This window comes from Aeromonas sp. Prich7-2 (assembly GCF_017939255.1).
Taxonomy (GTDB): Bacteria; Pseudomonadota; Gammaproteobacteria; order Enterobacterales; family Aeromonadaceae; genus Aeromonas; species Aeromonas caviae.
Map to the genome: position 1 here is coordinate 1 of NZ_JAGKRI010000153.1, position 26,485 is coordinate 26,485.

Sequence of the window (26,485 nt, forward strand, 5' to 3'; positions counted from 1 at the left end):
CCGAGCCAGCATGTCGCCAGATGCCTCAACAACATCGTTCAGATCGTTTGCAATAGACATAAAAAAATCCGGAACCAGTGATTGGTTCCGGATTGTCCTACAGCAGAAGGATCGGTCAATGGATCCTTAACTGATCAGCATTGCGCCCCTTGGGGCGGCGTTTTTTTATGGCAAATCGGCTCAGGCTGGCCTGTGGTGCCTGTCCAGCCAGCCCTGGGCAAGGCCGACCAGCAGGCCTGCCAGGTGAGCCATGTTGGCGGTCGCTTTGGTTGCCGAGCCGTTGCCGGCAACCAGGCTTCACCCCGCCCTGTGGTGCCTGTCCAGCCAGCCCTGGGCAAGGCCGAGCAGGCCCGCCAGGTGAGCCATGTTGGCGGTCGCTATGGTTGCCGAGCCGTTGCCGACAACCAGGCCTCACCCCGGCCTGTGGTGCCTGTCCAGCCAGCCCTGGGCAAGGCCGACCAGCAGGTCTGCCAGGTGAGCATGTTGGTGGTCGCTTTGGTTGCCGAGCAGTTGCCGACAACCAGGCCTCACCCCGGCCTGTGGTGTCTGTCCAGCCAGCCCTGGGCAAGGCCGACCAGCAGGCCGACCAAATGGGCCATGTTGGCGGTGGGGGTGCCGAGCATGTCCAGGAAGCCGAGCACCAGCCAGACCAGCATGAAGCCCATCAGGGCTGGCGGCATGGCGAGGCCGCAATCCGGTTGCAGCCTGGTTCGCAGCCAGCTGTAGCCGAGCAGGGCATAGACCACCCCGGTGAGGCCGCCAAAGCGCGGGCCGCTGGCAAAGAACTCGGCGATATTGGGCAGGGCTGCCCCGACGATGAGCAGGATGAACAGCTTGCCGCTGCCGAGACGCTGCTCTATCTGGCCACCGAGATACCACCACCACAACAGGTTGAACACCAGGTGCAGCACCGAGAAGTGGATGAAGGCCGGGGTGAGGTAGCGCCAGGCCTGCCAGTCGGTGAGCTGGGCCAGGGTGGGGTGGAAGGCGAGCTCGTCGAAGATGGGCAGGCCGATGGCATCCAGAGCGTAGATGGCCAGGCAGGCGATGATGACCACCAGGGTCAGGGGGCCCGCCTGGTGGAGGAAATCGGTGACCGGATCCGTCATCCCCTTGCTGTAGTCAATCCGGGCATCGGCATGGCCGGATTGCCAGGAGGCCTCCATGTAGCGGGGGTGATTGGGTTCGCTCAGGAAGCGTTTGACCTCCTGCTGGGCCTGGGCGAGGCGCCGTTCGTCCGCCAGCCAGACCGAGACGCCAAGCTCTGACTGGGTCAGCTCGCACGGAATGCCCAGGGTAGCGAGATAATCCACCAGCGCCTGGGCCATGCGGGCGTCACCCAGCACCAGCAGCTGGATCATGCCGGTCGAGGAGGAACGCCCCGCCTCTGTCATGCGTCCCCCGCCTGGATGGGGAACTCCCTGCGCCAGGCCTCGAAACCGCCATCCAGGCTATAGACCTCGTCATAGCCTTGTTGCAGCAGGTACTGGGCCGCCCCCTGGCTGCTGTTGCCGTGATAGCACATCACGATGACAGGGGTATCGAAGTCCACCTCGTTCATAAAGCGAACCAGGGTGCCGTTGGTGAGGTGGAAGGCGCCGACCGCGTGGGCCGTCTCGAAGGATTGGGGATCGCGAATGTCCACGAGACGGGCTTCGCCTGCGCTCAGCTTCTGGTGGGCATCATGGGCGCTGATATGGGCAAACTGGTCCATTGAGATGTCCTGAAAATGGAGGGTTGAAGGGCAGTTTACCGCAAGCGGCGGTTTGCGCTAAGTGTGCGATGGAGGAGGCATCCAGGGGATCGCAATTTTCTTCAATATCGGGCCGTCCGGGTCGGGTAGGCTCGGGCTTCCCTCAATTGAACGAGCATCATCCATGGAATTCAGTCTGCTGTTATCCATGGCCGGGTTTGCCCTGGCCATGTCCATCTCCCCGGGGCCGGTCAATCTGGTCGCCCTTGGCACCGGTGCCCGGTACGGTTTCACGGCCAGCCTGCGCCACGTGGTAGGGGCCACCCTCGGCTTCATCCTGCTGCTCCTGCTGATGGGGCTGGGTCTTGGCGGCGCCCTGTCCCGCTGGCCTGTGGCGCTGGGGGCCATTCACTGGGGCGGCGTGCTCTTTCTCGGCTGGATGGCCTGGCAGTTGCTGGTGGACAGCGGCGAGGTGGAGGAAGTGGAGGGCGTGCCCCCCGCTTTCTGGTACGGGGCCTTGATGCAGTGGCTCAATCCCAAGGCCTGGCTCGCCGCCAGCATGGGGATGGGAGCCTATGGGATCGCGGGCGGCATGAGCCAGATCGCCCTCTTTATCGGCATCTATCTGGTGATCTGCCTCGGCTCCATCGCCTGCTGGGCCTATGCGGGCAGCCGATTGCAGGGGTGGCTGGTCTCTCCTCGCCGATTGCGCTGGTTCAATCGGGCCATGGCGCTCTTGCTGCTGCTCAGCGCCGCCTATCTGGTGCACTCGTCCTGAGGGACGAGCTGCGCTCTGTACTGGCCCGGGGTGGCTGCCACCCGGCGTTTGAACTGGCGCTGGAAGTGGGCCTGATCGGCAAAACCGCTGGCAAGGGCCACTTCCGCCAGGGGCTGCCCCTGGCGCAGCAGGGTGCGGGCGTGGCGAATGCGCTGATCGAGCAGGTAGGCGTGGGGCGTCATGCCGTAGTGGCGGCTGAAGGCGCGCACGAAGTGGGAAGGGGTAAGCCCGGCCACCGCACTCAGCTGTGCCAGGGTGAGGGCGCAGGCACTCTCGTCCTGCATCAGCTCGGCGGCTCGCTGCAGGTGCTGGGGAGGGCGGTCATCCCACTTGGCCGGGGTGAGCCTGGCCAGAAGCTGGCGGCTGAAGAGGTGGCAGGCCACTTCGCGAGCCAGGGGATCCGGCTCCTCCACCAGTCGCCGATGAAGCCGGCAGAGCCCCTGGTAGAGCAGGGGATCCCGGCTTGCGGTCATGTCGAAGGGGCGAAACGCGTTGCCGAGCCCGGCCTCCTCCTGCTGGCGCTGCAACCAGAGGTTGTCGATGTAGAACATCAGATAGGACCAGGGCTGGTCAGCGACGGGATTGCAGGCGTGCACCTCTTCCGGGTTCATCAGCACCAGGCTGCCGCGGCCGACCTCTTGCAGGCTGCGCTGGTTGAGGTAGTGGCTGTGGCCGCCGGTGATGGCGCCGATGGAGAAGTGGGGGTGGCTGTGCTTGTCGTAGCAGACGCGCCGGCCATCCTGCACCGCCCGCGCCTCGATGAAGGGCAGGGCGGGATCGTGCCAGAAGTGGTGCTGATCCTGCGTCGCCCGCGCACGGCTCACAATGTGCTCCTCGGCGGGGGGCTGTTCCCCTGCCGGGCTCGGGGAGCGCGGCAGGGGAAGGGTGACGATGGTTGCTGCATCCTCAGCCGCCGAGATAGGCCTGGCGGACGGCGGGGTTGGCCAACAGGGCCTCTCCCGTGTCTTGCAGCACCACCCGGCCGTTCTCCAGCACATAGCCGCGATCCGCCAGCTTGAGCGCCTGGTTCGCGTTCTGCTCCACCAGGAAGATGGTCATCCCCTTCTGGCGCAGTTGCTCTATGGTGTCGAAGATCTGCTGGATGACGATGGGTGCCAGTCCGAGGGAGGGTTCATCCAGCAGCAGCAGGCGCGGCTTGCTCATCAGGGCGCGGCCGATGGCCAGCATCTGCTGCTCGCCGCCGGACATGGTGCCTGCCCGCTGCTCCAGCCGCTCGTGCAGGCGGGGGAACAGGGTGAAAATCTGATCCAGCAGGCCGCGCTGCTCCGCCTTGTCGACGAAGAAGGCCCCCATCAGCAGGTTCTCCTCCACCGTGAGGCGGGCGAAGATGCGGCGCCCCTCCGGCACTACGGCGATGTCCTTGCGCATGATGCGGGCGGTGGTGAGGGAGTCTATCTGCTCCCCCTCGAACCATATGGAACCGCTGCTGGGCTTGGGCTCGCCACACAGGGTCATCAGCAGAGTGGTCTTGCCGGCGCCGTTGGCGCCGATCAAGGTGACGATTTCCCCCTCTTTCACCTCGACGCTGACGTCGTGCAGCGCCTGAATTTTGCCGTAGTGGGTCGATACGTTGCGAAGTTCTAACATCTTTTTGTCCTTACGACTCGCCCAGATAGGCCTTGATCACCGCCGGATTGCTGCGGATTTCGTCCGGTTTGCCGTGGGCCAGCGGGGTGCCCTGGTTGACCACGAAGATGCGGTTGGAGATCTCCATCACCAGCTTCATATCGTGCTCGATCAGCAGCACCGAGACCCCGAACTCGTCCCTCAGGTTGGAGATGAGCTCGTTGAGCTCGTCGGTCTCCTTGGGGTTGAGGCCTGCGGCCGGTTCATCCAGCATCAGCAGTTCGGGCCGGGTCGCCATGCAGCGGGCGATCTCGAGGCGGCGCTGCTGGCCGTAAGCCAGGTTCCCCGCGGCGCGGTTGGCGAGATCCTTGAGGCCCACCTTTTCCAGCCAGAAGGCGGACTGCTCCAGCCCCTCTTTCTCGGCACGGCGGAAGGAGGGGGTCTTGAACAGGCCGGCGATGAAGCCGGTATTGAGATGCCTGTGCTGGGCCACCAGCAGGTTTTCCACCGCTGTCATCTCCTTGAACAGGCGCACGTGCTGGAAAGTCCGCACAATGCCCTTGCGGGCGATGAGGTGGCCGGGCAGCCCCTGGATCTCCTCACCCTTGTAGCGAATGACACCGCCACTCGGGCGATAGAAGCCGGTCAGGCAGTTGAAGATGGTGGTCTTGCCCGCCCCGTTGGGGCCGATGATGGAGATCACCTCCCCCTTTTCCACATCCAGCTTGACGCCGTTGACCGCGAGCAGGCCGCCAAAGCGCATCGACAGATCTGAGACATCCAACAATGGTTGATTGTTGCTCATTTACGCAGCTCCATATGGGGTCGACTCATGGGCAGCAGTCCCTGCGGCCGCCAGATCATCATGAATACCATCAAGAGACCGAACATCAGCATGCGATATTCGTTGAACTCGCGGGCGAGCTCCGGCAGCACCGTCATCACGATGGCAGCCAGCACCACCCCGATCTGGGATCCCATGCCCCCCAGCACTACAATCGCAAGGACGATGGCCGACTCGATGAAGACGAAGGATTCCGGGCTAATGAAGCCCTGGCGGGAGGCGAAGAAACTGCCGGCAAAGCCCGCGAAGCAGGCGCCTATGGTGAAGGCGGTCAGCTTGATGATGGTGGGGTTGAGCCCCAGGGACTTACAGGCGATCTCGTCTTCCCGCAGCGCCTCCCAGGCACGGCCGAGCGGCATGCGCAGCAGGCGGTTGATGACGAACAGGGTCGCCACTACCAGCACCAGGGCCATCAGGTAGAGGAAGATCACCTTGTGGTTGGCGTTGTAGGCGATGCCGAAGAAGTCGTGGAAGGTGCCAAAGCCCCCGTCCTTGACGGTGCGGTTGAACTCGAGCCCCCCCAGAGTCGGTTTCGGAATGCCGGAGATCCCGTTCGGACCGCCGGTCAGGGTGGTCATGTTGTTGAGCAGGATGCGGATGATCTCGCCAAAGCCCAGGGTGACGATGGCCAGGTAGTCCCCCCGCAGCCGCAGCACCGGGAACCCGAGCAGGAAGCCGAAGGTGGCCGCCAGCAGACCGGCGATGGGCAGACACTCCCAGAAGCTCAGACCGAAGTAGGTGTTGAGCAGGGCGTAGCTGTAGGCGCCGACCGCATAGAAGCCGACGTAGCCGAGGTCGAGCAGACCGGCGAGGCCCACCACCACGTTCAGTCCCAGCCCCAGCATGATGTAAATCAGGGTGAGGGTGGCCAGATCGATGGCGCCGCGAGAGGCCATGAAGGGCCAGCTCACCGCAAACAGCAGCACCAGCACGGCGGTGAGGTTATAGAGCTTGGGGGCCTCTTCGGGGCTTGGCAGCACCAGCTTGGTGAAGCCGACGGAGAAGCCGCTGATGGAAGCCTGGAACAGCCGGCTTATCTGGCCGCGCAGCATCTGGAACCAGAAGACGATGGTGGCGCCCCCCAGCAGCCAGGCCAGCGACACATCGAGGCGGCTCACCACCAGCAGGCGGGAGCCATCGGTCTCCAGCTTGAAGCCGAGCAGCCAGAAGGAGAGCACCAGCAGCACCAGGCTGGCGATGCAGGCATGGATAAATTGACGTTTCATCAGACTTTCTCCACTTCCGGACGGCCGAGAATGCCAGTGATGGTCATGAACAGCAGCACGAGGGCATGCATAGATTGGTTTTTCATACCTTCTCGACCTCCGGACGACCCAGGATGCCGGTGGGCATGAAGAGCAACACGAAGATGAGCAGGGCGAACGCCATCACATCCTTGTACTCGGTGCTGAGATAGCCCGCGGTGAGCGCTTCCACCACGCCGAGCAGCAGGCCGCCCAGTACGGCACCGGGAATGCTGCCGATGCCGCCCAATACCGCGGCAGTGAAGGCCTTCAAGCCCGCCATGAAGCCGAGATAGGGGTTGATGACACCGTAGTACATGCCGAGCAGCACCCCCGCGACGGCGGCCAGGGCGGCCCCCAGCACGAAGGTGATGGAGATGACCACGTGGGTGTCTATCCCTAACAGGTTGGCCATCTTGATGTCTTCGGAACAGGCACGGCAGGCACGCCCCATGCGGGAGCGGCCGATGAACTGGGTCAACGCCAGCATGGTGACGAAGGTCACCACGAAGATGATGAGCTGCATGTAGGAGAGGCTGGCCTGGAAGCCATCCTCGCCGCCGAGGGTCCAGCCCCCGGAGATCAGAGTGGGCATGGCGATGTCACGCGAGCCCTGGGCCATCCGCATCATGTTCTGCAGGAAGATCGACATGCCGATGGCGGAGATGAGGGGGATCAGGCGGTTGCCGCCCCGCAGTGGACGATAGGCCACCCGCTCTATGGACCAGCCATAGCTGCCGGTGATGATGATGCTGACCAGGAAGGCGCCCCCCAGCAGCAGCACGGTGCTGTCGATGCCCATCATCATGAGCCCGGCCATCACCATGAAGGCGACATAGGAGCCGATCATGTAGACCTCGCCGTGGGCGAAGTTGATCATGCCGATGATGCCGTAGACCATGGTGTAGCCGATGGCGATCAACGCATAGGTGCTGCCTATGGTCAATCCGTTCAGCAACTGCTGAACCAGATAAAGAAGGTGTTCGGACATACCGCGTTCCCTGTGTACTTGCCCGCAAAGAAAGGAGGGGTGACTCACGTCACCCCGACCGGCAGATTATTTGAGTTGAGTGGAGGTACCGTCGGCGTGCCACTGGAACACACCGAATTCGAAGCCTTTCAGGTCACCGTTCGGCGCCCAGGTCAGGGGGCCCATCACGGTGTCGATCGGTGCGGCCTTGATGGCGGCAGCGACGGCAGCCGGATCATCCTCGCCCGCCTTGGCGATACCGGCCGCCAGGGCCTGCATGGCGGCGTAGGTGGTCCAGACGAACGGACCGGAGGAGTCCTGACCCTTGGCCTTGAACGCTTCTACGATGGGGGCGTTGGCCGGCACCAGGTCATATTTGTTCGGCAGGGTCACCAGCAGGCCTTCGGAAGCCGGGCCGCCGATGGCGGAGATGTCCTTGTTGCCCACGCCTTCCGGACCCATGAACTTGGCCTTCAGACCCTTCTCGCCAGCCTGGCGCAGGATCAGACCCAGCTCCGGGTGGTAGCCGCCGTAGTAGACGAAGTCGACGTTCTCTTTTTGCAGCTTGGCGATCAGGGCGGAGAAGTCCTTGTCGCCGGCGGTGATGCCCTCATAGGCAACGACCTTGACGCCTGCCTTGTCCAGCGCGGCTTTCACGCTGGAGGCGATGCCTTCGCCGTACTGTTTCTTGTCGTGGATGACGGCCACGCGCTGGGGTTTGACCTGCTCGATGATGTACTTGGCGGCGGTCGGGCCCTGGTCGCTGTCCAGACCGATGGTACGCAGGGTCAGCTGGTAACCGCGCTCGGTGATCTTGGGGTTGGTGGAGGCGGGGGTGACCATCAGTACCCCTTCATCTTCATAGATGTCGGAGGCGGGCAGGGTGTTGTCGGAGCAGAGGTGGCCGACCACGAACTTGACGCCGTCGTTGATCACCTTGTTGGCGATGGCCACGGCCTGCTTGGGATCGCAGGCATCGTCATAGATGACGGCTTCGATCTGCTTGCCCTTAATGCCGCCCGCCTTGTTGATCTGCTCGACCGCCATCTTGCCGCCGGTGAACTGCATGTCACCGTACTGGGCGACCGGGCCGGTCAGGGGGCCGGCAATGCCGATCTTGATGGTATCGGCCGCATTGGCCATGGAAACTGATCCAAACAGAGCCAAAGAAACCGCTGCTCTGACTGCCATTTTGCTGAAGTTATGCATTGATTCGTCCCTTAATCAGTGAATTGTTTCATTTTATGCACGTCATTCCGAGCCTGTGTCCCGCCAGCCCGGCGATAGATAAGGTTCTATCATTCCTCGCCGGGCAATAACAAGATGTTAAAGATACTAACCGGAGCAGGCGCGAGAGGGGTTTTGTGAAACTAACACGCAGTTTATTGCTGTTTATTGGAGTTTAATGTCGCTGTGATGGTGCAACATACAGTTAACAAATTGTCATGGTGACAATTTCCAGAGTAAAAAACTGACGATATTTCATTCTGCGTCCGCTCTCATTTTGACCAAAATCCGTTTGCGCAAAAAGAAATGACCGCATAGATTAGCCAGCATTGATAATTCACTGGCTGCGCCCGTTAAAACCAAGCCTTTATTCGGGAAATCTGCTACTGTTCCGCCTTTGTTATTCAGGAGACAGAGATGGCAACTATCAAGGATGTCGCCTCGCGCGCAGGCGTATCCATCTCCACCGTCTCACATGTACTCAATCACACCCGTCGGGTCAGCGAAGACGCAACCCAGAAAGTGCTTGAGGCGGTGGCAGAGCTGAACTACGCGCCCAACTCGGTGGCGCGCAGTCTCAAGATCAATTCGACCAAGACCATTGGCATGCTGGTGACCACCAGTGCCAACCCCTTCTTCGCGGAAGTGGTACAGGGGGTGGAAGCCTACTGCTTCGAGCAGGGTTACAGCCTGATCCTGTGCAACACCGAGAACCAGCCGCCCCGCCAGCAGCACTATCTGCGCATACTGATGGAAAAGCGGGTCGACGGCCTGCTGGTGCTGGGGACCGATATCGACACCCAGTTCAGGGACATGCTGCGTATCCACAAAAACGTGCCGCAAGTGGTGCTGGACTGGGGCAACGAGTGCGATTTCGCCAACGTGATCAACGACAACGCCCGCATCGGCGCGCGTCTGGCGGTGCGCCATCTGCTGGAGCAGGGCCACACCAACATCGTCTGCATCACCGGCCATCTCGCCAAGCCGACTACCCAGCAACGGCTGGACGGGGTGCGCGATGCCCTGGCTGAACAGGGGATGACCCTGAAAGAAGAGCAGATCTTCGAAGGGGACTACGAGAGCCAGAGCGGCTTCGATGCCATGCAGCGCATCCTGGCCCTCACCCCTCGCCCGACTGCGGTCTTTGCCTTCGACGATCCCATGGCCATCGGTGCCATCTGCGCCGCCTGGGAGGCCGGGGTCAAGGTGCCGGACGATATCTCCATGATCGGCTATGACGATGTGGAGATGGCGCGCTTCTCCAGCCCGCCGCTCACCACCATCCGCCACCCCAAGGCCGAGCTCGGTCTGCTGGCGGTGCAGCAACTGGTGAGCCGGATCCGCAACAAGGAGCTGGAAGTGGAGTCCATGACGGTCCAGCCCGAGCTCATCGTCCGCCGCTCGGTCAAGTCCCTGCGCTGACGGCGCCACGGGTGCCATGAACAAGAAACCCCCTCGCCAGCGAGGGGGTTTCTGTTTTTGGGCCCCTATGGTATCTGGGGGCGTCAGGCCTTGAGGCCGATCCGCCTGGCGAGGCGGTGCAGGTTGCCGCCGTCCAGATCCAGCGCCCGGGCGGTGGCGGCCCAGTTGCCGTCATGGGCGGTCAGGGTCTGCTCGATGAGCTGGCGCTGGAACAGATCGGTGGCGGCGCGAAGGCCCAGGCCGGCAATGGCCGGGGAGGCGGGCTGGCTGACGGTGTCGGCTGGAAGGGATGAGCCCGTCGGTCCCAGGTTGAAGTGATGGGGTTTCAGGGTCGGCGAGGGGCTGCCCTGTTCGGCCCTGGCCAGCACGGCGGCGCGGTGGATGGCGTGCTCCAGCTCCCGCACGTTACCGGGCCAGTCGTGGCGCTCGAGCAGTTGCAGCGCTTGTGGCTGGATACGCAGCTGCTCCAGCCCCAGGCCGAGCCGGCAGCGTTCGCAAAAATAACCGGCCAGCAGGGGAATGTCGCCTGGGCGTTCCCGCAGTGCCGGGGCGTGGATCGGGAACACGCTCAGCCGGTGGTAGAGGTCGGCCCGAAACTGCCCCTCGACCACCGCCTGTTTCAGATCCCGGTTGGTGGCCGCCAGGATGCGCACATTCACCTTGAGCGGGGTGTCGTCACCGATCCGCTGCAGATCGCCGTATTGCAGCACCCGCAGCAGCTTGGCCTGCAGCGCCAGGGAGAGCTCCCCTATCTCGTCGAGAAACAGAGTGCCCTTGTCCGCCAGCTCGAACTTGCCCGCCCGATTGTGGATGGCGCCGGTGAAGGCCCCCTTCACGTGACCGAACAGCTCGCTCTCGGCCACGGATTCCGGCAGGGCGGCGCAGTTGAGGTAGACCAGGGGGGCATGGGCGCGGGGCGAGCCGCCATGCACCGCCTTGGCGATCAGCTCCTTGCCGACCCCGGTCTCCCCCAAAATCAGCACGTTCAGCTCGGAGCTTGCCACCACGTCTATCTCGTGGCGCAACCGGGCCATGGCGGGGGAGCGGCCAATCATCTCGGGCTGGCCCGGCCCATTCTGGGTGGAGGGAGCGAGGGGTTCGCTGCTCTGGCGGGCGAGCCGCTCCAGCAGCAGGGCGTTGTCGAGGGCGGCGGCGGCCAGAGCCCCCACCAGCCGCAGCTCCTCGTCGCTGATGCCGTCGAACTGGGTCGGGTTCATGCCGTCTATGGTCAGGGCGCCGATCAGCGCCTGATCCGAGAAGAGCGGCAGGCCGACGCAGGCGTGTACCTTGAAGTCGTCGTGATCCGGCAGCAGGCCGTCATAGGGGTCGGGCAGGGCGCTGTCGGCAGGGAAGCGCACCACATCCCCGGCGCGGGCGATGGCCTCGAGGCGCGGGTGATCCTTGAGGGCGAAGCGGCGCCCCAGCACGTCCTGCATCAGGCCGTCGATGGCCAGCGGGATGAACTGGCCCCCCTCGTAGCGCAGCAGGGCCGAGGCATCCGAGTTCAGCAGGCTGCGCACGCTCTGGATCAGGCGGTGGAAGCGGTCCTGATGGGAGATGCCGAGTTGCAGGTCGAGGGCGATGCGCGCCAGGCTGTCGGTCGAGATCACGATAATTGTCCAAATGACAGTATGTTTGTGATTTTGACTATAAAGGTGTGGTGTCTTAATGACAACGAGTGACATGCGAAGCCATTAAAAACAATGGGTTACAATTTGGCACGTCCGCTGCAATAGCTGGTTCAGTTGAACATCCACTATTGCATTCGAGGAACTGCCTGATGAGCATTCACGTCAAGAACAACATCCACTGGGTCGGCCAACGGGACTGGGAGGTACGCGACTTCCACGGCACCGAGTACAAGACCCACAAGGGCACCAGCTACAACAGCTACCTCATCCGCGAAGGGAAAAACGTGCTGATCGACACCGTCGATCACAAGTTCAGCCGGGAGTTCGTGCAGAACCTGGCGGCCGAGATCGATCTCGCCGCCATCGACTACGTGGTGATCAACCACGCCGAGGAGGATCACGCCGGCGCCCTGACCGAGCTGATGGCCCGCATTCCCGGCACCCCCATCTACTGCACCCACAACGCCATCGACTCCATCACCGGCCATCATCACCACCCGGAGTGGAACTTCCACCCGGTCAAGACCGGTGACAGCCTGGACATCGGCAACGGCAAGCAGCTGGTGTTCATCGAGACCCCCATGCTGCACTGGCCCGACAGCATGATGACCTACATGACCGAGGACGCGGTGCTGTTCTCCAACGACGCCTTCGGCCAGCACTACTGCGACGAGCACCTGTTCAACGACGAGGTGGATCAGAGCGAGCTGATGGAGCAGTGCCAGCGCTACTACGCCAACATCCTCACCCCCTTCAGCCCCCTGGTGACAGCCAAGATCAAAGAGGTGCTCGGCTTCAACCTGCCAGTGAGCATGGTGGCCACCTCCCACGGCATCGTCTGGCGCGAGGACCCCACCCAGATCATCCTGAAATACCTGGAGTGGGCCGACCACTATCAGGAAGATCGCATCACCTTGTTCTACGACTCCATGTCCAACAACACCCGCATGATGGCCGACGCCATCGCCCAGGGCATCCACGAGGTGGACCCCGGCGTGGCGGTGAAGATCTACAACGTGGCCCGCCACGACAAGAACGAGATCCTGACCCAGGTGTTCCGCTCCAAGGGGATACTGGTGGGATCCTCCACCATGAACAACGTCATGATGCCCAAGGTGGCGGGCATGCTCGAGGAGATCACCGGCCTGCGTTTTCGCAACAAGCGTGCCTCGGCCTTCGGCAGCTACGGCTGGACCGGCGGTGCGGTGGACCGGATCCAGACCCGATTGATGGACGCAGGCTTTGACATCAGCATCTCCCTCAAGGCCAAGTGGCGCCCGGATGGTTCGGCGCTGGCCGAATGCCGCGAGCATGGCCGCCAGCTCGCCCGTCAGTGGGCGTTGCACCCGCTGGACGCACCCCGCCCGATCACCACAACCCAGACAACCGTGACGCCCGTCCTCGCGATGCCTGCTGTTGAGCCGCAAGCCGCAGCGGCCGCCGCCGAATGGGACGATGACCAGGCCATGCTCTGCACCGTCTGCCAGTGGGTCTATGACCCGGCGCTGGGCGAGCCGGATCAGCTGGTGGCGCCGGGCACCCCCTGGGCCCAGGTACCGGAGAGTTTCCTTTGCCCGGGTTGCGGCATCGGCAAGGAGGTATTTGAACCCTGCGCCGTGGAGGTCTGTGTATGAGCGCAGCAACGCAGAGTGACGCCGGCATCAGCCGGGAGATAGTGGTGATCGGCAGCGGCTTCGCCGCCCAGCAGCTGGTCAAGAGCCTGCGCAAGCTGGATGCCGAGCAGCCCATCCGCCTCATCACCGCCGACAGCGGTGACGAGTACAACAAGCCCGACTTGAGCCACGTGGTGAGTCGGGGCTGCCCTGCCGCGGCCATGACCCGCCAGAGCGGCAGCGATTTTGCCGAGCAGCAGCGCATCGCGCTGCTGCCCCACTGCCCGGTGCATGGCATCGACCCAGCAAGGCGGTTGGTGCTGACCGAGCAGGGGGAATTCCCCTACGGCAAGCTGGTGCTGGCCACCGGGGCGAGCGCGGCGCGCCCCGATCTGCCGGGCAGCGAACACCTGGTCACCCTCAACAGCCAGCAGGAGTTCGCCGCCATCGAGGCGCAACTGCGCCAGGCCCGCCGCATCCTGGTGCTGGGGGCGGGGCTCATCGGCTGCGAGCTGGCGATGGACATGGCGAGCGCAGGAAAAGAGGTGACGCTGGTGGATCTGGCCGACAGCCCCTTAAGCGCCCTGCTGCCCGCCGCCCTGACCGAGCCGCTGCAACAGGCGCTACGCAGCCAGGGGGTCAGCCTGCAGTTCGGGACGGGTCTCGCCAGGATGGATGCCCAGCCGGGGGATGGCTGGCGGGTGACCCTGACCAATGGCCGCATCAGCGAGCAGGATCTGGTGATCGCCGCGATCGGCCTGCGGCCGAATCTGGCCCTGGCCCGCGGGGCCGGGCTGGCAGTGGAGCGTGGCATCCTGGTCGACGATCGGCTGCAGACCAGCGACCCCCATATCTTCGCGCTGGGGGATTGCGCCCAGTGGCAGGGCCAGCTGCTCCCCTTCCTGCAACCCATCGTGCTGGGGGCCAATGCGCTGGCGCGCACCCTGCTCGGGACGCCGACCCCGCTGACTTTGCCCCCCATGCTGGTGAAGGTGAAGACGCCGCGCTACCCGCTGCAACTGGCCGGTCGCACCCGGGGCGAGGATCTTGCCTGGCAGTGCCGCTGGAACAGCCACGGCATGGTGGCCGAGGCGCGCGACCAAGCCGGCGAGCTGTGCGGCTTCGTGGTGGGGGGCGACCAGATGAGCGCCGCCTTCCCGCTGCTGCGTCAGCTGCCCCGTTAACCCCTTTCATTGTACTGGCCGGGTCGACCCGGCCATCTGAGGAGAACCGATATGGCCATGCAACTGATCCCGTCTCACTGGGTGGTGCGCCGCTCCACCCCCTTCTTCACCCGCCAGAATGTGCCCCAGGCCCTGCTCACCCACCACAACACCGCGGCCGGGGTGTTCGGCCAGCTCTGCGTGATGGAGGGCACCGTCACCTATCACGGTTTTGCCGATGAGCAGGCCGAAGAGCCCGAGCTGAGCCTGGTGATCCGGGCCGGGGAGTTTGCCACCAGCCCACCCCGGTACTGGCACAGGGTCGAGCTGTCGGAGGATGCCCGCTTCAACATCCACTTCTGGGCCGAGCAGGCCGAATCCGACCAGCCGCTGTTCCACAGCCGCAAGGCATAGGCTCAATCGCGGGCAGGGGCACTGGCCCGAATCTCCCCCTGTGCCTATGCAGATCAAAATAATCAACTCAGATGTTGGTTATCATTGCCGCCAGATCGGGTGTACGCAGTGGAGGATGCATGAGCGTGATTGAGGCGATGACCATGGTGGCCGGACTGGTCTATCTGGTCCTGTTGGTGTTGAAAACGGGGCCGGGCTGGTCATCTCGACTCTCCCTCGGAGTGCTGGTCATTGCCTGGCTGGCGGCGGCAGATGTCAGCCTCTGGCTTGGCCTGGGGCTGGTGGTCGGCAGTCTCAGCCTGCTTCATCGCATCCAGCCCTTCCCCGCACTGGACGAGCTGGGCAGTCAGCCGCTGCGGGAGTGGGCGCGTCATCTGCTGCTGCTCTGCTGGTTGCTGGTGTCGGTGCAATATGGGGTCTATATCTGGCTGCTGGCACGGGGGACGGTTCCCTGGCTGGTGCGCCCCGACGTGGTGGACGGTTTCCTGCCCATCGCCGGTGGTCTCGGGCTGCGGGCCTGGCTCGGGCAGGGGCTGACGGACCCCCATCACCCGGCGGCCACCGTCACCGTGCTGGTGCTCTCCCTGTCGGCCCTGCTGCTGGGTCGGGCGTTTTGTGCCTGGTTCTGCCCGCTCGGGCTGGTGGGGGAGTGGCTGCACGGCCTGCGCTCGCGCCTGTTGCCGGGGGAGTGGACCCCGCCGCGCTGGCTCGATGCCGTGTTGCGCGGCCAGAAGTTTCTGGTGCTCGGTTTTCTGCTCTTCATCATATTGCTGGCGGTACCCGCCGCCGCCCTGCCCGGCTACCTCGCCAGCCCCTACCATCAGGCGGCGGACATGAAGATGGGGGCCTTCTTCTTCAACCTGACCCTGATCTCGGGCCTGTGCCTTGGCTGGGTGCTGCTGCTCACCGCCACCTTTCGGCAAGGGTTCTGTCGCTACCTCTGTCCCTATGGCGCCTGGATGGCCCTGCTCGGCCTGCTGACCCCGCTGCGCATTCGCCGTGACCCGGCCCGTTGCCTGCGAAGCCTGGGCCACGACTGCGACAAGTGCAGCCGGGCCTGCCCCTCGCGCATCCAGGTGCACCAGCTCATCGCGGTGCAGAGCCTCGAGTGCACCAGCTGCCAGAGCTGCGTGGCCGCCTGCCCCAAGCGGGCCGATGCCCTGCATCTTGGCACGCAAGGGCAGCGACTCGCCCCCCGCCAACTGCTGGGGCTGCTCTGTCTGTTGCTGCTGGTGTTGCCGCTGCTCTCCTACGGCTTGCTGGATCTCTGGGTCAGCCAGACACCGATCCCTGACCGCTACGAGTTGTTGCAGCGGCTGCCCTGGTTGACCCACTGAGGGGGGAAAGGGCAAAAGGTGGATGATGGGGGGATCTTTCGGATTGGCGATAATAAGCTGTATAAAAATCCCCCGCCAAATTGTTAGCGCCATCCCACTTTGCTCATATTGCAATTGATCATATAGCGCTCCCCACCATAATGGGTGCTGTTATTTGGCGTTGTTAATATCAATTGGATGAGCAACAACATGAATATCAAGGTCAGCTATCCCAAGTGGTTTACCCTGGACCATAAGATCGCGTTCTTCTTCCCGCTGTAATTCCTCGCGGCGGCGCGGCATGCCTGCCATGCCACGAGCCCGCCTCCATTCCTGAACTGAAATAGCTGCACCTATCTTCGCCTGTTTATTCTGGCGAGGCGATGTCGTGCACCTATTTCCCAATATTTCCCACCTGCCGGACATTCTATTTTCGGCGGGGGAAGAGACTCATTCTGAATATTTAAATCTGGGGTGTTTATATTATGGAAAACTTCAAGCATCTGCCCGAACCCTTCCGTATTCGTGTCATCGAGCCGGTCAAGCGCACCACCCGTGCCTATCGGGAAGAGGCCATTGTCCGGGCGGGCATGAACCCCTTCCTGCTGGACAGCGAAGACGTCTTCATCGACCTGCTGACCGACAGCGGCACCGGCGCCATCACCCAGGACATGCAGGCCGCCATGCTGCGCGGTGACGAGGCCTACAGCGGCAGCCGCAGCTACTATGCCCTGCAACAGGCGGTGCAGGAGATCTTCGGCTACTCCCTGACCATCCCCACTCACCAGGGGCGCGGCGCCGAGCAGATTTACATCCCCGTGCTCATCAAGAAGCGGGAGCAGGAGAAGGGGCTGGATCGCAAGAAGATGGTGGCCCTCTCCAACTACTTCTTCGACACCACCCAGGGCCACACCCAGATCAACTGCTGCGTGGCGAAGAACGTCTACACCAGGGAGGCGTTCGATACCTCGGTCACCGCCGACTTCAAAGGCAACTTCGATCTGGTGAAGCTGGAAGAGGCCATCCTGGAGGCGGGCCCCGCCAACGTGCCCTACATCGTCAGCACCATCACCTGCAACTCCGCCGGGGGGCAGCCGGTCTCCATTGCCAACCTGAAGGCGGTGTACGAGATCGCCAGAAAGTACGACATCCCCGTCATCATGGACTCCGCCCGCTTCGCCGAGAACGCCTACTTCATCCAGCAGCGGGAGCCCGGCTACGCGAACTGGACCATCGAGGAGATCACCAGAGAGTCCTACAAGTACGCCGACGGCCTCGCCATGTCGGCGAAGAAGGATGCCATGGTGCAGATGGGGGGGCTGCTGTGCTTCAAGGATGACAGCATGCTGGACGTCTACACCGAGTGCCGCACCCTGTGCGTGGTGCAGGAGGGCTTCCCGACCTATGGCGGCCTGGAAGGGGGCGCCATGGAGCGCCTGGCGGTGGGCCTGCGGGACGGCATGCGCCAGGACTGGCTGGCCTATCGCATCGGCCAGGTGCAGTACCTGGTGGACGGGCTGGAGGCCATCGGCGTGGTGTGCCAGCAGGCGGGGGGCCATGCGGCCTTCGTGGATGCGGGCAAGTTGCTGCCCCACATCCCGGCGGATCAGTTCCCGGCCCACGCCCTGGCCTGCGAGCTCTACAAGGTCGCCGGCATCCGCGCGGTGGAGATAGGTTCCCTGCTGCTGGGGCGCGACCCCGCCACCGGCAAGCAGCACCCCTGCCCGGCGGAGCTGCTGCGCCTGACCATCCCCCGTGCCACCTATACCCAGACCCACATGGACTTTGTTATCGAGGCCTTCGGCGAGGTGAAGAAGAACGCCCACCGGGTGAAGGGGCTGGACTTCATTTACGAGCCGGCCGTGCTGCGTCACTTCACCGCCAGACTGAAAGAGGTCGAGCATAACGACCCGTCAGCCGGCAAGACGCAGAAAAAATTGATAGAAGCATAACGAGTCAGGGGCACAGATTTTTCTGTGCCCTTTTTTTTCACTGCTCTGTGAAAGATTTGGAGTGACACACATGACATCAACACCGTCCGTCATCGGAGGGGCCTGCATCATTGCCAGCGTCTGTGTCGGTGCCGGCATGCTGGGGCTGCCGAGCGCGGGAGCCGGGGCCTGGACCAGCTGGTCAACCCTCGCCATCATTCTTACCATGGTCGTCATGACGGTTTCAGGCTGGATGCTGCTGGAAGCCCTGAAACCCTACGCATTGACCGCCTCCTTCAACTCGGTGACCAAGGATCTGCTCGGTCACAGGATCAATCTCTTCAACAACCTCACCGTCTATTTCGTGGGCGGCATTTTGCTCTATGCCTACATCACCTCGTCGGGTCTCATCCTGGGCGGCCTGCTGGGCATCAATAGCCAGCTGGCCTCGGTGTTGTTCGTGCTGGTGTTCTCCTGGTTCGTCTGGCATTCGACCCGGGCGGTGGACAGGATTTCGGTCGTCCTGATCGTTTTTATGGTGCTGAGCTTCGTGTTCGGGGTCTCCGGGCTTGCCAGCAAGGTCGACACCGCCAAGCTGTTCAACTCCTTTGCCGAGGAGCTGGGCCGCGCCCCTTACGCCCTGGCCATGTTGCCGGTGGCGCTCACCTCGTTTGGCTACCACCACTCGGTGGCATCGATGCGCGCCTATTACGGCGAGGAGCAGAAAGCCAGGCAGGCGATCCTGGGGGGCACCCTGATCGCCCTGGCGCTCTATCTGCTGTGGCTGCTCAGCATCTTCGGCAACCTGCCTCGTCCCGCCTTCGGCCCCGTCATCGCCAAGGGGGGCGACGTGGATGTGCTGCTCGGGGCGCTGGCCTCGGTGATAGAGTCCAGGCAGGTCTCCCAGGCCATCAACCTCTTCTCCATGGCGGCCATCCTCTCCTCCTTCATCGGGGTGGGGCTCGGGGTGTTCGACTATCTGGCGGATCTGTTCCGGTTCGACAACAGCCGCCGGGGGCGGGCCAAATCCTGGGCGGTGACCTTCCTGCCCCCCCCTGGCGCTCTCCCTGATGTTCCCGTTCGGCTTCGTGGTGGCCATCGGCTATGCCGGGGCTGCGGCGACCGTCTGGGCCTGCATCATCCCGGCCCTGCTGGCGAAGAAGTCCCGGGAGCTGGCCCCGGACGAGGCGGGGTTCAAGGCCCCCGGCGGCCAGCCCATGGTGGTGGCCGTCATCGTCTTCGGGGTGCTTACCGCCATCTTCCACCTGATGGCCATGGCGGGTCTGCTGCCCGTCTACACCGGTTGACCCTGGTGTGCTGAACCTGGCCCCATCCCGAACATATTCCACGGATGGGGCGCAGGATCCGGCCCGTTTCCCCCCATTTTCCCTCCGGATTTGATACCCGAAGGCATGCAGGGTAAAGTCCCCCGGCGCCAGCAGTGGCGAACGCAGGAGAAGCACGGCAGTGTGCCGTGACCAGTCGACAATCCGTTTGGGGGAGTAATGGAACAGAAACCATCGTTGGTGGGCGGGGCATGCATCATTGCCGGCGTCTGTGTGGGGGCCGGCATGCTGGGGCTGCCGAGTGCGGGGGCGGGCGCCTGGACCCTCTGGTCCATGCTCGCGGTGGCACTGACCATGGTGGTGATGACGGTCTCCGGCTGGATGCTGCTGGAGTCCTATCGGGGCTATCCCCTGCGCGTCTCCTTCGATACCGTGACGCGGGATCTGCTGGGGGAGAAGGTCAACGCCCTCAACAATCTCAGCGTTTATTTCGTCGGCGGCATCCTGCTCTATGCCTACATCACCTCGGCCGGTCTCATCATCGACGGCATGACGGGGATGGGCAGCCAGTGGGCGTCCGTGCTCTTTACCCTAGCCTTCTCCCTGCTGGTGTGGCACTCCACCCGGGCGGTGGACCGCATCTCGGTGTTGCTGGTGATCCTGATGGGGCTGAGCTTTGCCTTCGGCATCTCGGGCCTGTCGATGAACGTGCGCCTCGATCTGCTGCTCGACCGGGTGGGCAGCGAAGTGAGCTACGCCCCCTATGCCCTGGTGATGCTGCCGGTGGCGCTCACCTCGTTCGGCTACCACCATTCGGTCTCCTCCATGCGCGCCTACTACGGTGAAGAGCGCCGTGCCAGCCGCGCCATTCTGGGGGGCACCCTGATCGCGCTCGCGTTTTACCTCATCTGGCTGGTGAGCGTCTTTGGCAACCTGCCCCGCAGCGAGTTCGGCCCGGTGATCGCAGAGGGGGGCAACGTGGATGCCCTGCTCAAGGCCCTCGGTTCGGTGATCGAGTCCAAGGCGGTGGCCAGCGCCCTCAACGCCTTCTCCATGGCAGCCATCCTCTCCTCCTTCATCGGGGTGGGGCTCGGGGTGTTCGACTACCTGGCGGATCTGTTCAAGTTCGACAACAGCCGGGGTGGCCGCGCCAAGTCCTGGGCGGTGACCTTCCTGCCGCCCCTGGTGCTCTCCTTGTTGTTCCCGTTCGGCTTCCTGGTGGCCATCGGCTATGCGGGCGCCGTGGCGACCCTGTGGACCTGCATCATCCCACCCCTGCTGGCCTGGAAGGTGCGGGCGGCCCGGCGCGAAGACGGTGGCGAGGGCTTCCGCGCCCCCGGCGGCCTCTTCATGATCGTCCTGGTGATCCTGTTCGGCGTGCTGACCGCCGCCTTCCACCTGCTCAACATGGTGGACCTGCTGCCCGCCTACAAGGGCTGAGCCGTTACCCGGGTCGCAGTGCCAGCACACAATGACAAAGAAGGAGCCTCATGGGCTCCTTCTTGCTTGTCACACAGGCAATATTGGCGTCGGTTACTGAATGCCGACCGACAGGGAGTGGGGCACCTTGGCGCCGTTACGGGCGGTGGCGCGCATCTGGTAGACCTGGATCAGGTACTTGCCCGACTTGGGCAGGGTGCCTTGCCATTTTGTGTCCACGTTGCCGCCGCCCAGTGCCTCGGCCTGACCCGGGATGGCGCCCGGCGCGAAGACGTTGAAGTTGGCATTGGTGCTGCCGGTGATGGCGACCGTCATGGTCTGGCCTTCTTTGGCGCCCAGGGTGTAGTTGATGGTGTCATAACCGGAGAAGGTGCCGTCAACCTTGGCGCTGTGCGCGCCTTTGGCGAAGTGCACCGGCACCGTGGTCACCTTGTCTGCCGCCTGAACCGAGGCCGCCATCATCATGGCCAGCAAGGCGGCCGTTACTGCTTTTTTCATTATGTATTGCTCCTGTGATCGGGCCCTGGCACGGGCCTCGAGGGGAAGATATGCCTGAACGATGACGCGACTCCATCGAAATGATGGGGCGGTCGGAGCGGGGAATGTTGCAAGATTTGGGGTATGCACAGACGGACATGGTGCCTTTTGGCCGCAAGCCAGATGAACACAAGGTCGATGGGGTTTTATATGGTGAGTTCCCTGATACAGGGGGCGTTTTTGTCAACGTGGTGTTGACGAACAGGGTGCCCGCTGCGGCCATGAGTCTGCGACAGAATTGATCGCCCCGGGTCTCCTGCATGGTCAGGGCGCGGGAAGGCGTGCGGAAAAAGAGGACGTTAAGGTTGGCTGGTGCCCCCAGCCGCCATGGCCTGCTGCTCATAGCGCGCCACCGTGCCGTCCTGCTTCATTTGCCGGATCACGCTGGCAAGGGGGGCCAGCAGATCCTGATGCCGTTCGTGCAGGTAGACGTAAGAATCGGCCAGCTCCATCACCCCGGCGGAGTAGATGCCGGCATAGCCCGGGTCCTGGCGCGTCAGGGCGGCCAGGGCCTGGCTGGCAATCAGGGTCTGCTCCACATAGAGGTCACTGCGCCCCTTGAGCAGCTTGCCCATCCCCTGCTCGGCGGTGGCGATGGCAAAGAGCCGGTCCGGTGCCACCACCTTGCCCAGCATCATCTCCGGCAGCTTGGCGCCACGGCGAAACTCGACCCGATAACCGGTGCCCTGCAGGCTGTGCCACCCCTGCAGCTGGATCCCGGGCTGGTGGGCATAGGCCTGATAGGAGACGGCGAAATGGGGCTCGGGCACGCGCTGGAGGGTGCGGGTCTGCTGCTGGTAGCTGGCGGCGCGGTGGATCTCGCCATCGACCTGTCCCTGCTCTGCCAGCAGGGGGGCCCGTCCCCCGGGGTAGCCCTGGTACTGGAAGTCATAGCCCAGGCGGGCGAACGCATCCTGATAGATGAGATCGAGCCAGCGACCATAGGGGGACTCCCTGGTTTCAAGGGAGCTCACCAGTGTGATGTTGCCCCTGCCTTGCGCCCCCCATACCTGGAAGGCCAGCAGCAAGAGCAGTGAAAGAGCGAAGAAGCGGTATCCTGAAACCTGCGCCATGGTGTCCCTGTCAGAGCGGTGGTTGCAAAGGGTGACAGTCCTATCCTAGCCCAGGGGGTTGCCCGGTCCAGCGCTTTCTGCCGTCCGCCCGTGGATACCCTCCGGGCCGCCTTGCCCGAATGAACGACAACAAAGGGAGATAGCCAGCGCCGCTCACAGGCTGGCGAAATCCACCTCGGGCAGGGTTTCGAAGCCGGGGCGGGCAAACAGATAGCCCTGCATCAGGCTGACGCCCATCTCCCGCAGGCAGGCCATCTCGTCGCGGGTCTCGACCCCTTCCGCCAGCGGGGTGATCTGCAACTCCGTAAACAGCGCCAGACAGTGGCGAACGATGGCCTGACGGATCGGGTCCTGGTCGATGCCGCGCAGCAGGTGCATATCGAGTTTGATGATGTCGGGGCGAAAATCGGCCAGCAGGCTCAGGCCCGAGTAACCGGCGCCAAAGTCGTCGATCGCCGTCTTGAAGCCCAGGGCCTGATAGTGATCCACGATGCCGCTAATATGGCGGTTGTCCTGCACCTGCTCCACCTCGGTGAACTCGAACATGATCTGCTCGATGGGAAAGAGATGCTCGCGGGCCGCCTGCAACGTGGTGCGGATGCAGCGCTCCGGGCGATAGACCGCATTGGGCAGGAAGTTGATGCTCAGCATGCCCCGCATGTCGAGGCGGGCGGCCAGCGCGATGGCCTTGATCCGGCACAGCTGATCGAAGCGGTAGCGGTTGTCGTCGTTGACCCGATCAATCACGCTTTGCGCCGGCTCGTTGTTGAGCCCCCGCACCAGAGCCCCCGCACCAGAGCCTCATAGCCGAAGAGGGTGCGCTGGCTGCAATCGACGATGGGCTGAAAGGCCATGGTGAAATCGAAGTCGAGATCCACCTGCTCATGACACTGCTGGCAGAGGGTGGAGGACGGGGCGGCAGGTATATCCATGACGGTCCTTTCAAGGCGTGGGGTCGCGAGAGATTGCCTCAAAGGATAACAGCTCCTCTCTCGCCGGCAGAGGTTATTCCTTGGGGCTGGCGGGTATCGGGTAGAGGATTGTGTGGCAAAGTCGGGGCCATGATGGATTCGACAATGACCGATCAATACCAAGCAGCATACTCCGTAGGCCACCGTCGCACAGTTGGTTCGATTAGCGCAGCGTCATCGGATGAACGAGAGGTGTTGATAGTGGTTGTTGCCGTGCAACAGGAGCGGCCAACCGGAGTGGAAAATTCGGCTGGCCGTGATGGCGGGAGAGTCCATTTACGCGAACGTCCGATTACGCCTGGCGGCTAATCGAACCTACGGGCTGTGGGGGCGATGGCAATCCGATACCCTATGGCTCGGATTCTTCTTTTATCACGGGAATGGGATATGCTGATCATCTTCAGTGGTTTGCCGGGCAGCGGAAAAAGCACCATAGCGCGAGCCCTGGCCCGGCGGCTGGGCGCCGTCTACCTGCGCATTGATACCATAGAGCAGGCCATTCGTGCCGCTGAGCAGGCGGATAACGAGATGGGGCCGGCCGGTTATTTCATCGCCTATGGGCTGGCCAGAGAGAACCTGGCACTTGGCTCGATCGTCATCACGGATTCCGTTAACCCCATCCAGCTCACCCGGGATGCCTACCACGACATCGCCCGCTCGGTCGGGGTGCCCTGTCTCGATGTCGAAGTGGTCTGCTCCAACCCAAGTCTGCACCGCGAACGGGTCGAGAACAGGACGGTGGATATCGAGGGGCTGGCATTGCCGGATTGGCAGGCAGTGATCGAGCGCGACTATCAACCCTGGGACAAGGAGCGTCTGGTGCTGGATAGCGCCACCCTGTCGGTCACCCAGAGCGTGGAAGCGATTGTCGCTGCATTGGCACAGGAATCGTAGGCTCGATTAGCGCAGCCTAATTGGACGAACGAGAGACTTTGATTGCGGTTTCTGCCATGCAACAGAGAGGTAGAAATTCGGCTGGCTGAGCACTGCGGCTGACCGGTGGCAATAGGACGTATCAGCGAGGTTGCTCTGGCGTGAACGAGCTATGGTCATGGCAACCTTCTCAGCAGTGAAATATCAATCTAAGCTGCTAGTTCTGTGGTGGTTTTCCGAGCGAAACCAAACGTAATTGGAAAACAAGCATATAAACCACCAAGAGGATTCTTGAATACATCATAGCTGCATCTAGATATGAAATTTATTGAAAAATGATTGTGCCAATGATTACATGTGAGTCATAAACAATAATCAGACAATCTCCAATGTTTAGGATCTATGATATATCAGCTTTTGACAAAGTTAACATAGAAGAACTCGGTACGAAATCTAAGTTCTGGTACACTGATGAGTCAGGTGGAGAGTTTTTGTTTAAATCTGTTGTAACTTACGACAGAGATGGGCATGAAATAAAACGATATGGTGAAGATTGGGCTGAAAAGGTTGCTTGTGAGTTAGCAAAGGCAATTGACATACCATGTGCTGATTATGAACTTGCAATATATAATGGTGAAAGAGGTGTTTTAACGCCAAACATTGTGGTTGATAAGACTCTGTCCTTAAGCCTTGGGAACGAAATTCTAAAAAAATATAACGATCAGCAATCGCTAGTAACAGAAGAGAAGCAGAATATATTTCTCGTTTATCTAATTATGCGCAGGCTCATCAGAAATAAACCTTTAAAATTCAATAGTCAAACTGGAATAAAGAGTGCTGCAGATTTTTTCTGTGGGTATCTGATGCTTGATGCATTAATTTCAAACCAAGATAGACATAGTGAAAACTGGGGGTTCTTGACTACAAAAAATGGTACATATCACTTATCTCCTACATTTGACCACGCTGCCAGTTTAGGCAGAAATGAGTCAATTGAGAAGAAGAGCCAGAGGCTCATGTCTAAAGATCGAGGTCAAAAAGTTGAGACCTACGTCAAGAAATCAAAGTCTTATTTCTACCTAAAAGATAACAGATTAAAGACTCTTAGCGCTTTTGAATTCTTTGGTATACTTACACCAAACGCGGCGCTAAAATGGGTAGAGAAAATTAAAAATTACCCATGTGAGAGATTTGATGAGATCTTGAATTTGATTCCAAAGGAGGTGTTGGATGATGTATCAAAACAGTTTGCAAGCAAAATGTTTAAATGTAATAGAGATAATATAATTTCTCTAGAAAAAACTTTTGTGAAATGTTTAAATCCAGCAGTTCGAAAGGAATTAATGAGGACATATGAGTAGCTTATATGTTATCTGGCAAGACCCACAGCCACAATCAAGAATGTGGATTCCTGTTGCTAAGTTAGAACACAAAGATAACTTATTTATTCTTTCTTACACAAAGGGTGCCAATCATAAGAATTTTTCTGGTCTTCCTCGCATGCAAAGTAAGGATAAAACATATTTTTCAGAAGATATTTTCCCATTCTTAAGTAATCGAATTCTTTCTAGTCGTAGACCAGAATATCACTCTATGCTTGAATGGACAGATATGAATAGTGACGATTTCGATCTATTCCGTTTTTTAGGTGTGACAAGTGGTTCAAAGACAACTGATAATTTCCGTGTCATTCTAGCTCCAGAGAGAAATGGGAGTGATATTTACTCATTCAATTTTTTTGTTAGTGGGCATCGTTATATGGAGCCAGTGCAAGATGAATCATTGATGCTTACCCCAGGAGAGAAAATTGATTATGAGTTTGAAAGAACTAACTCCCATGACAGTTTGGCTGTAGCATTATTTCATGGGGAAAGAAAAATTGGTTATTTTCCTAAATATCTTAACGAAGATATTTGGGTGCTAACAGACATCTTGAATTCAGAAAGAAAACCATTACCCAAAATTACAACTATCAAATTTAATGCTGACGCACCAGAGCAATATAAAATCCTGTGTGAGTTTAAGAGTGTATGGCCAGAAAGTTTCAAGCCATTTAGCTCACAAGATTATCAGCCAATTGTGTCTTCATAATAATTCAGTCTGTTTGTACAGATCTAGTTATCACCTGACACCGGCCTCAAACCGGTGTCTTGTTTACGCTACTTTAGTGCGCACTTCCTTCGGTATCAATTTCAGACCCTTTTTGAACATGCTGTAGGGAGTCTGTCCTTCCATCATCCTGCCTTGATGTGGCCGCTGGGTGTTGTAGTGATCCAGATAGCTGTCCAGGTCTGTCTGCATCTGCTCTACCGACTCATACCAGGTTGTCCTCCCCTTGATACGGAAGTGTTCATCCAGCAGGGTGCGATGTAGCCGCTCGATAAAGCCGTTGCTCTGCGGCCTGCGTACCTTGGTGGTCCGGTGCTCAATCCCCTCCAGTTGCAGGAACAGCTCGTAGGGATGATGGTCAGG

25 protein-coding genes and 2 pseudogenes are annotated in these 26,485 nt (G+C 61.1%); 13 read left to right on the forward strand and 14 right to left on the reverse strand.

Annotated elements, in window-relative coordinates; translation table 11 throughout:
- Positions 1-527 precede the first annotated feature (527 nt).
- Together glpG and glpE are read right to left on the reverse strand one after the other, a co-directional pair.
- On the reverse strand, positions 528-1,361 hold the full coding sequence (gene glpG / locus J9892_RS18910; RefSeq protein ID WP_210538723.1) for a rhomboid family intramembrane serine protease GlpG: 834 nt from the start codon (positions 1,359-1,361) through the stop codon (positions 528-530).
- 29 nt (positions 1,362-1,390) lie between these two features.
- A complete protein-coding gene (gene glpE / locus J9892_RS18915; RefSeq protein WP_005307320.1) occupies positions 1,391-1,714 on the reverse strand; it encodes a thiosulfate sulfurtransferase GlpE in 324 nt (107 codons plus the stop codon).
- Positions 1,715-1,877: 163 nt separating this feature from the next.
- On the opposite strand from glpE, the gene J9892_RS18920 reads away from it, so the two are divergent.
- Positions 1,878-2,471 (forward strand): LysE family translocator, encoded by a 594-nt coding sequence (locus J9892_RS18920; protein WP_246876712.1) that lies wholly within the window; start codon positions 1,878-1,880, stop codon positions 2,469-2,471.
- On the opposite strand, the gene J9892_RS18925 is transcribed toward J9892_RS18920, so the two are convergent.
- The 6 genes from J9892_RS18925 to J9892_RS18950 form a co-directional block, all read right to left on the reverse strand.
- Positions 2,450-3,295, reverse strand: coding sequence for an AraC family transcriptional regulator (locus J9892_RS18925; protein ID WP_210538716.1), 846 nt, complete (start codon positions 3,293-3,295; stop codon positions 2,450-2,452). The two genes, J9892_RS18920 and J9892_RS18925, sit on opposite strands and share 22 nt — an antisense overlap.
- A gap of 82 nt (positions 3,296-3,377) precedes the next feature.
- Complete coding sequence (locus J9892_RS18930) at positions 3,378-4,079, reverse strand: ATP-binding cassette domain-containing protein (RefSeq protein ID WP_010672380.1); 702 nt, start codon at positions 4,077-4,079, stop codon at positions 3,378-3,380.
- 10 nt (positions 4,080-4,089) lie between these two features.
- A complete protein-coding gene (livG, locus tag J9892_RS18935) occupies positions 4,090-4,863 on the reverse strand; it encodes a high-affinity branched-chain amino acid ABC transporter ATP-binding protein LivG (RefSeq protein WP_010672381.1) in 774 nt (257 codons plus the stop codon).
- Complete coding sequence (locus J9892_RS18940) at positions 4,860-6,128, reverse strand: high-affinity branched-chain amino acid ABC transporter permease LivM (RefSeq protein WP_039041002.1); 1,269 nt, start codon at positions 6,126-6,128, stop codon at positions 4,860-4,862. Before J9892_RS18940 ends, livG begins: the two co-directional genes overlap by 4 nt.
- An 82-nt stretch (positions 6,129-6,210) precedes the next feature.
- Entirely contained in the window at positions 6,211-7,137 is a 927-nt protein-coding gene (gene livH, locus J9892_RS18945; RefSeq protein ID WP_010672383.1) for a high-affinity branched-chain amino acid ABC transporter permease LivH, read from the reverse strand.
- 66 nt (positions 7,138-7,203) lie between these two features.
- A complete protein-coding gene (locus tag J9892_RS18950; RefSeq protein ID WP_039041003.1) occupies positions 7,204-8,325 on the reverse strand; it encodes a branched-chain amino acid ABC transporter substrate-binding protein in 1,122 nt (373 codons plus the stop codon).
- Positions 8,326-8,760: 435 nt separating this feature from the next.
- Here J9892_RS18950 and J9892_RS18955 point away from each other — a divergent pair, with 435 nt between their 5' ends.
- On the forward strand, positions 8,761-9,765 hold the full coding sequence (locus tag J9892_RS18955; protein ID WP_113978410.1) for a substrate-binding domain-containing protein: 1,005 nt from the start codon (positions 8,761-8,763) through the stop codon (positions 9,763-9,765).
- Between the two features lie 83 nt (positions 9,766-9,848).
- Here J9892_RS18955 and norR read toward each other — a convergent pair whose 3' ends face one another.
- Positions 9,849-11,375 carry a nitric oxide reductase transcriptional regulator NorR gene (norR, locus tag J9892_RS18960; RefSeq protein WP_349237051.1) on the reverse strand — a complete coding sequence of 509 codons (1,527 nt, stop codon included), beginning with the start codon at positions 11,373-11,375 and terminating at the stop codon, positions 9,849-9,851.
- Between the two features lie 170 nt (positions 11,376-11,545).
- Here norR and norV point away from each other — a divergent pair, with 170 nt between their 5' ends.
- The 4 genes from norV to J9892_RS18980 all read left to right on the forward strand — a co-directional run bounded on the left by norV (position 11,546) and on the right by J9892_RS18980 (position 15,923).
- A complete protein-coding gene (norV, locus tag J9892_RS18965) occupies positions 11,546-13,030 on the forward strand; it encodes an anaerobic nitric oxide reductase flavorubredoxin (protein ID WP_045522587.1) in 1,485 nt (494 codons plus the stop codon).
- Complete coding sequence (norW, locus tag J9892_RS18970) at positions 13,027-14,193, forward strand: NADH:flavorubredoxin reductase NorW (RefSeq protein ID WP_103244010.1); 1,167 nt, start codon at positions 13,027-13,029, stop codon at positions 14,191-14,193. The genes norV and norW overlap by 4 nt, the downstream gene beginning before the upstream one ends.
- Positions 14,194-14,244: 51 nt before the next feature.
- Positions 14,245-14,586 (forward strand): DUF1971 domain-containing protein, encoded by a 342-nt coding sequence (locus J9892_RS18975; protein ID WP_103244011.1) that lies wholly within the window; start codon positions 14,245-14,247, stop codon positions 14,584-14,586.
- 119 nt (positions 14,587-14,705) lie between these two features.
- A complete protein-coding gene (locus J9892_RS18980; protein WP_103244012.1) occupies positions 14,706-15,923 on the forward strand; it encodes a 4Fe-4S binding protein in 1,218 nt (405 codons plus the stop codon).
- A 150-nt stretch (positions 15,924-16,073) separates the two neighbouring features.
- Here J9892_RS18980 and J9892_RS24750 read toward each other — a convergent pair whose 3' ends face one another.
- Positions 16,074-16,214 carry a hypothetical protein gene (locus J9892_RS24750; protein WP_231959405.1) on the reverse strand — a complete coding sequence of 47 codons (141 nt, stop codon included), beginning with the start codon at positions 16,212-16,214 and terminating at the stop codon, positions 16,074-16,076.
- 173 nt (positions 16,215-16,387) lie between these two features.
- Between J9892_RS24750 and tnaA the strand changes: the two genes are divergently transcribed.
- From tnaA to J9892_RS19000, 3 genes and pseudogenes are all read left to right on the forward strand, one after another.
- Complete coding sequence (tnaA, locus tag J9892_RS18990) at positions 16,388-17,854, forward strand: tryptophanase (protein WP_010672391.1); 1,467 nt, start codon at positions 16,388-16,390, stop codon at positions 17,852-17,854.
- Between the two features lie 70 nt (positions 17,855-17,924).
- A pseudogene (locus J9892_RS18995) lies at positions 17,925-19,140 on the forward strand (aromatic amino acid transporter).
- 198 nt (positions 19,141-19,338) lie between these two features.
- Entirely contained in the window at positions 19,339-20,559 is a 1,221-nt protein-coding gene (locus tag J9892_RS19000; protein WP_039041010.1) for an aromatic amino acid transporter, read from the forward strand.
- 93 nt (positions 20,560-20,652) lie between these two features.
- On the opposite strand, the gene J9892_RS19005 is transcribed toward J9892_RS19000, so the two are convergent.
- Positions 20,653-21,057, reverse strand: coding sequence for a hypothetical protein (locus J9892_RS19005; RefSeq protein WP_042017400.1), 405 nt, complete (start codon positions 21,055-21,057; stop codon positions 20,653-20,655).
- A 104-nt stretch (positions 21,058-21,161) separates the two neighbouring features.
- Here J9892_RS19005 and J9892_RS19010 point away from each other — a divergent pair, with 104 nt between their 5' ends.
- Positions 21,162-21,338: a hypothetical protein gene (locus J9892_RS19010; protein ID WP_154676073.1), complete on the forward strand. Its 177-nt coding sequence runs from the start codon at positions 21,162-21,164 to the stop codon at positions 21,336-21,338.
- Between the two features lie 57 nt (positions 21,339-21,395).
- Here J9892_RS19010 and J9892_RS19015 read toward each other — a convergent pair whose 3' ends face one another.
- Together J9892_RS19015 and J9892_RS19020 are read right to left on the reverse strand one after the other, a co-directional pair.
- On the reverse strand, positions 21,396-22,169 hold the full coding sequence (locus J9892_RS19015) for a hypothetical protein (RefSeq protein ID WP_210538717.1): 774 nt from the start codon (positions 22,167-22,169) through the stop codon (positions 21,396-21,398).
- Between the two features lie 153 nt (positions 22,170-22,322).
- Positions 22,323-23,101, reverse strand: a pseudogene (locus J9892_RS19020) (EAL domain-containing protein).
- A 426-nt stretch (positions 23,102-23,527) separates the two neighbouring features.
- On the opposite strand from J9892_RS19020, the gene J9892_RS19025 reads away from it, so the two are divergent.
- The 3 genes from J9892_RS19025 (at position 23,528) to J9892_RS19035 (ending at position 26,104) form a co-directional block, all read left to right on the forward strand.
- A complete protein-coding gene (locus J9892_RS19025; RefSeq protein WP_103244015.1) occupies positions 23,528-24,034 on the forward strand; it encodes an AAA family ATPase in 507 nt (168 codons plus the stop codon).
- 368 nt (positions 24,035-24,402) lie between these two features.
- The gene (locus tag J9892_RS19030; protein WP_158654915.1) at positions 24,403-25,374 is read left to right on the forward strand and encodes a HipA domain-containing protein; all 972 of its coding nucleotides are present in this window, start codon (positions 24,403-24,405) and stop codon (positions 25,372-25,374) included.
- Positions 25,367-26,104, forward strand: a complete 738-nt coding sequence (locus J9892_RS19035) for an HIRAN domain-containing protein (RefSeq protein WP_158654916.1) — start codon at positions 25,367-25,369, stop codon at positions 26,102-26,104. The genes J9892_RS19030 and J9892_RS19035 overlap by 8 nt, the downstream gene beginning before the upstream one ends.
- Positions 26,105-26,167: 63 nt before the next feature.
- On the opposite strand, the gene J9892_RS24760 is transcribed toward J9892_RS19035, so the two are convergent.
- A partial coding sequence (locus tag J9892_RS24760; protein ID WP_246876714.1) for an integrase core domain-containing protein occupies positions 26,168-26,485 on the reverse strand: 318 nt, incomplete at its 5' end.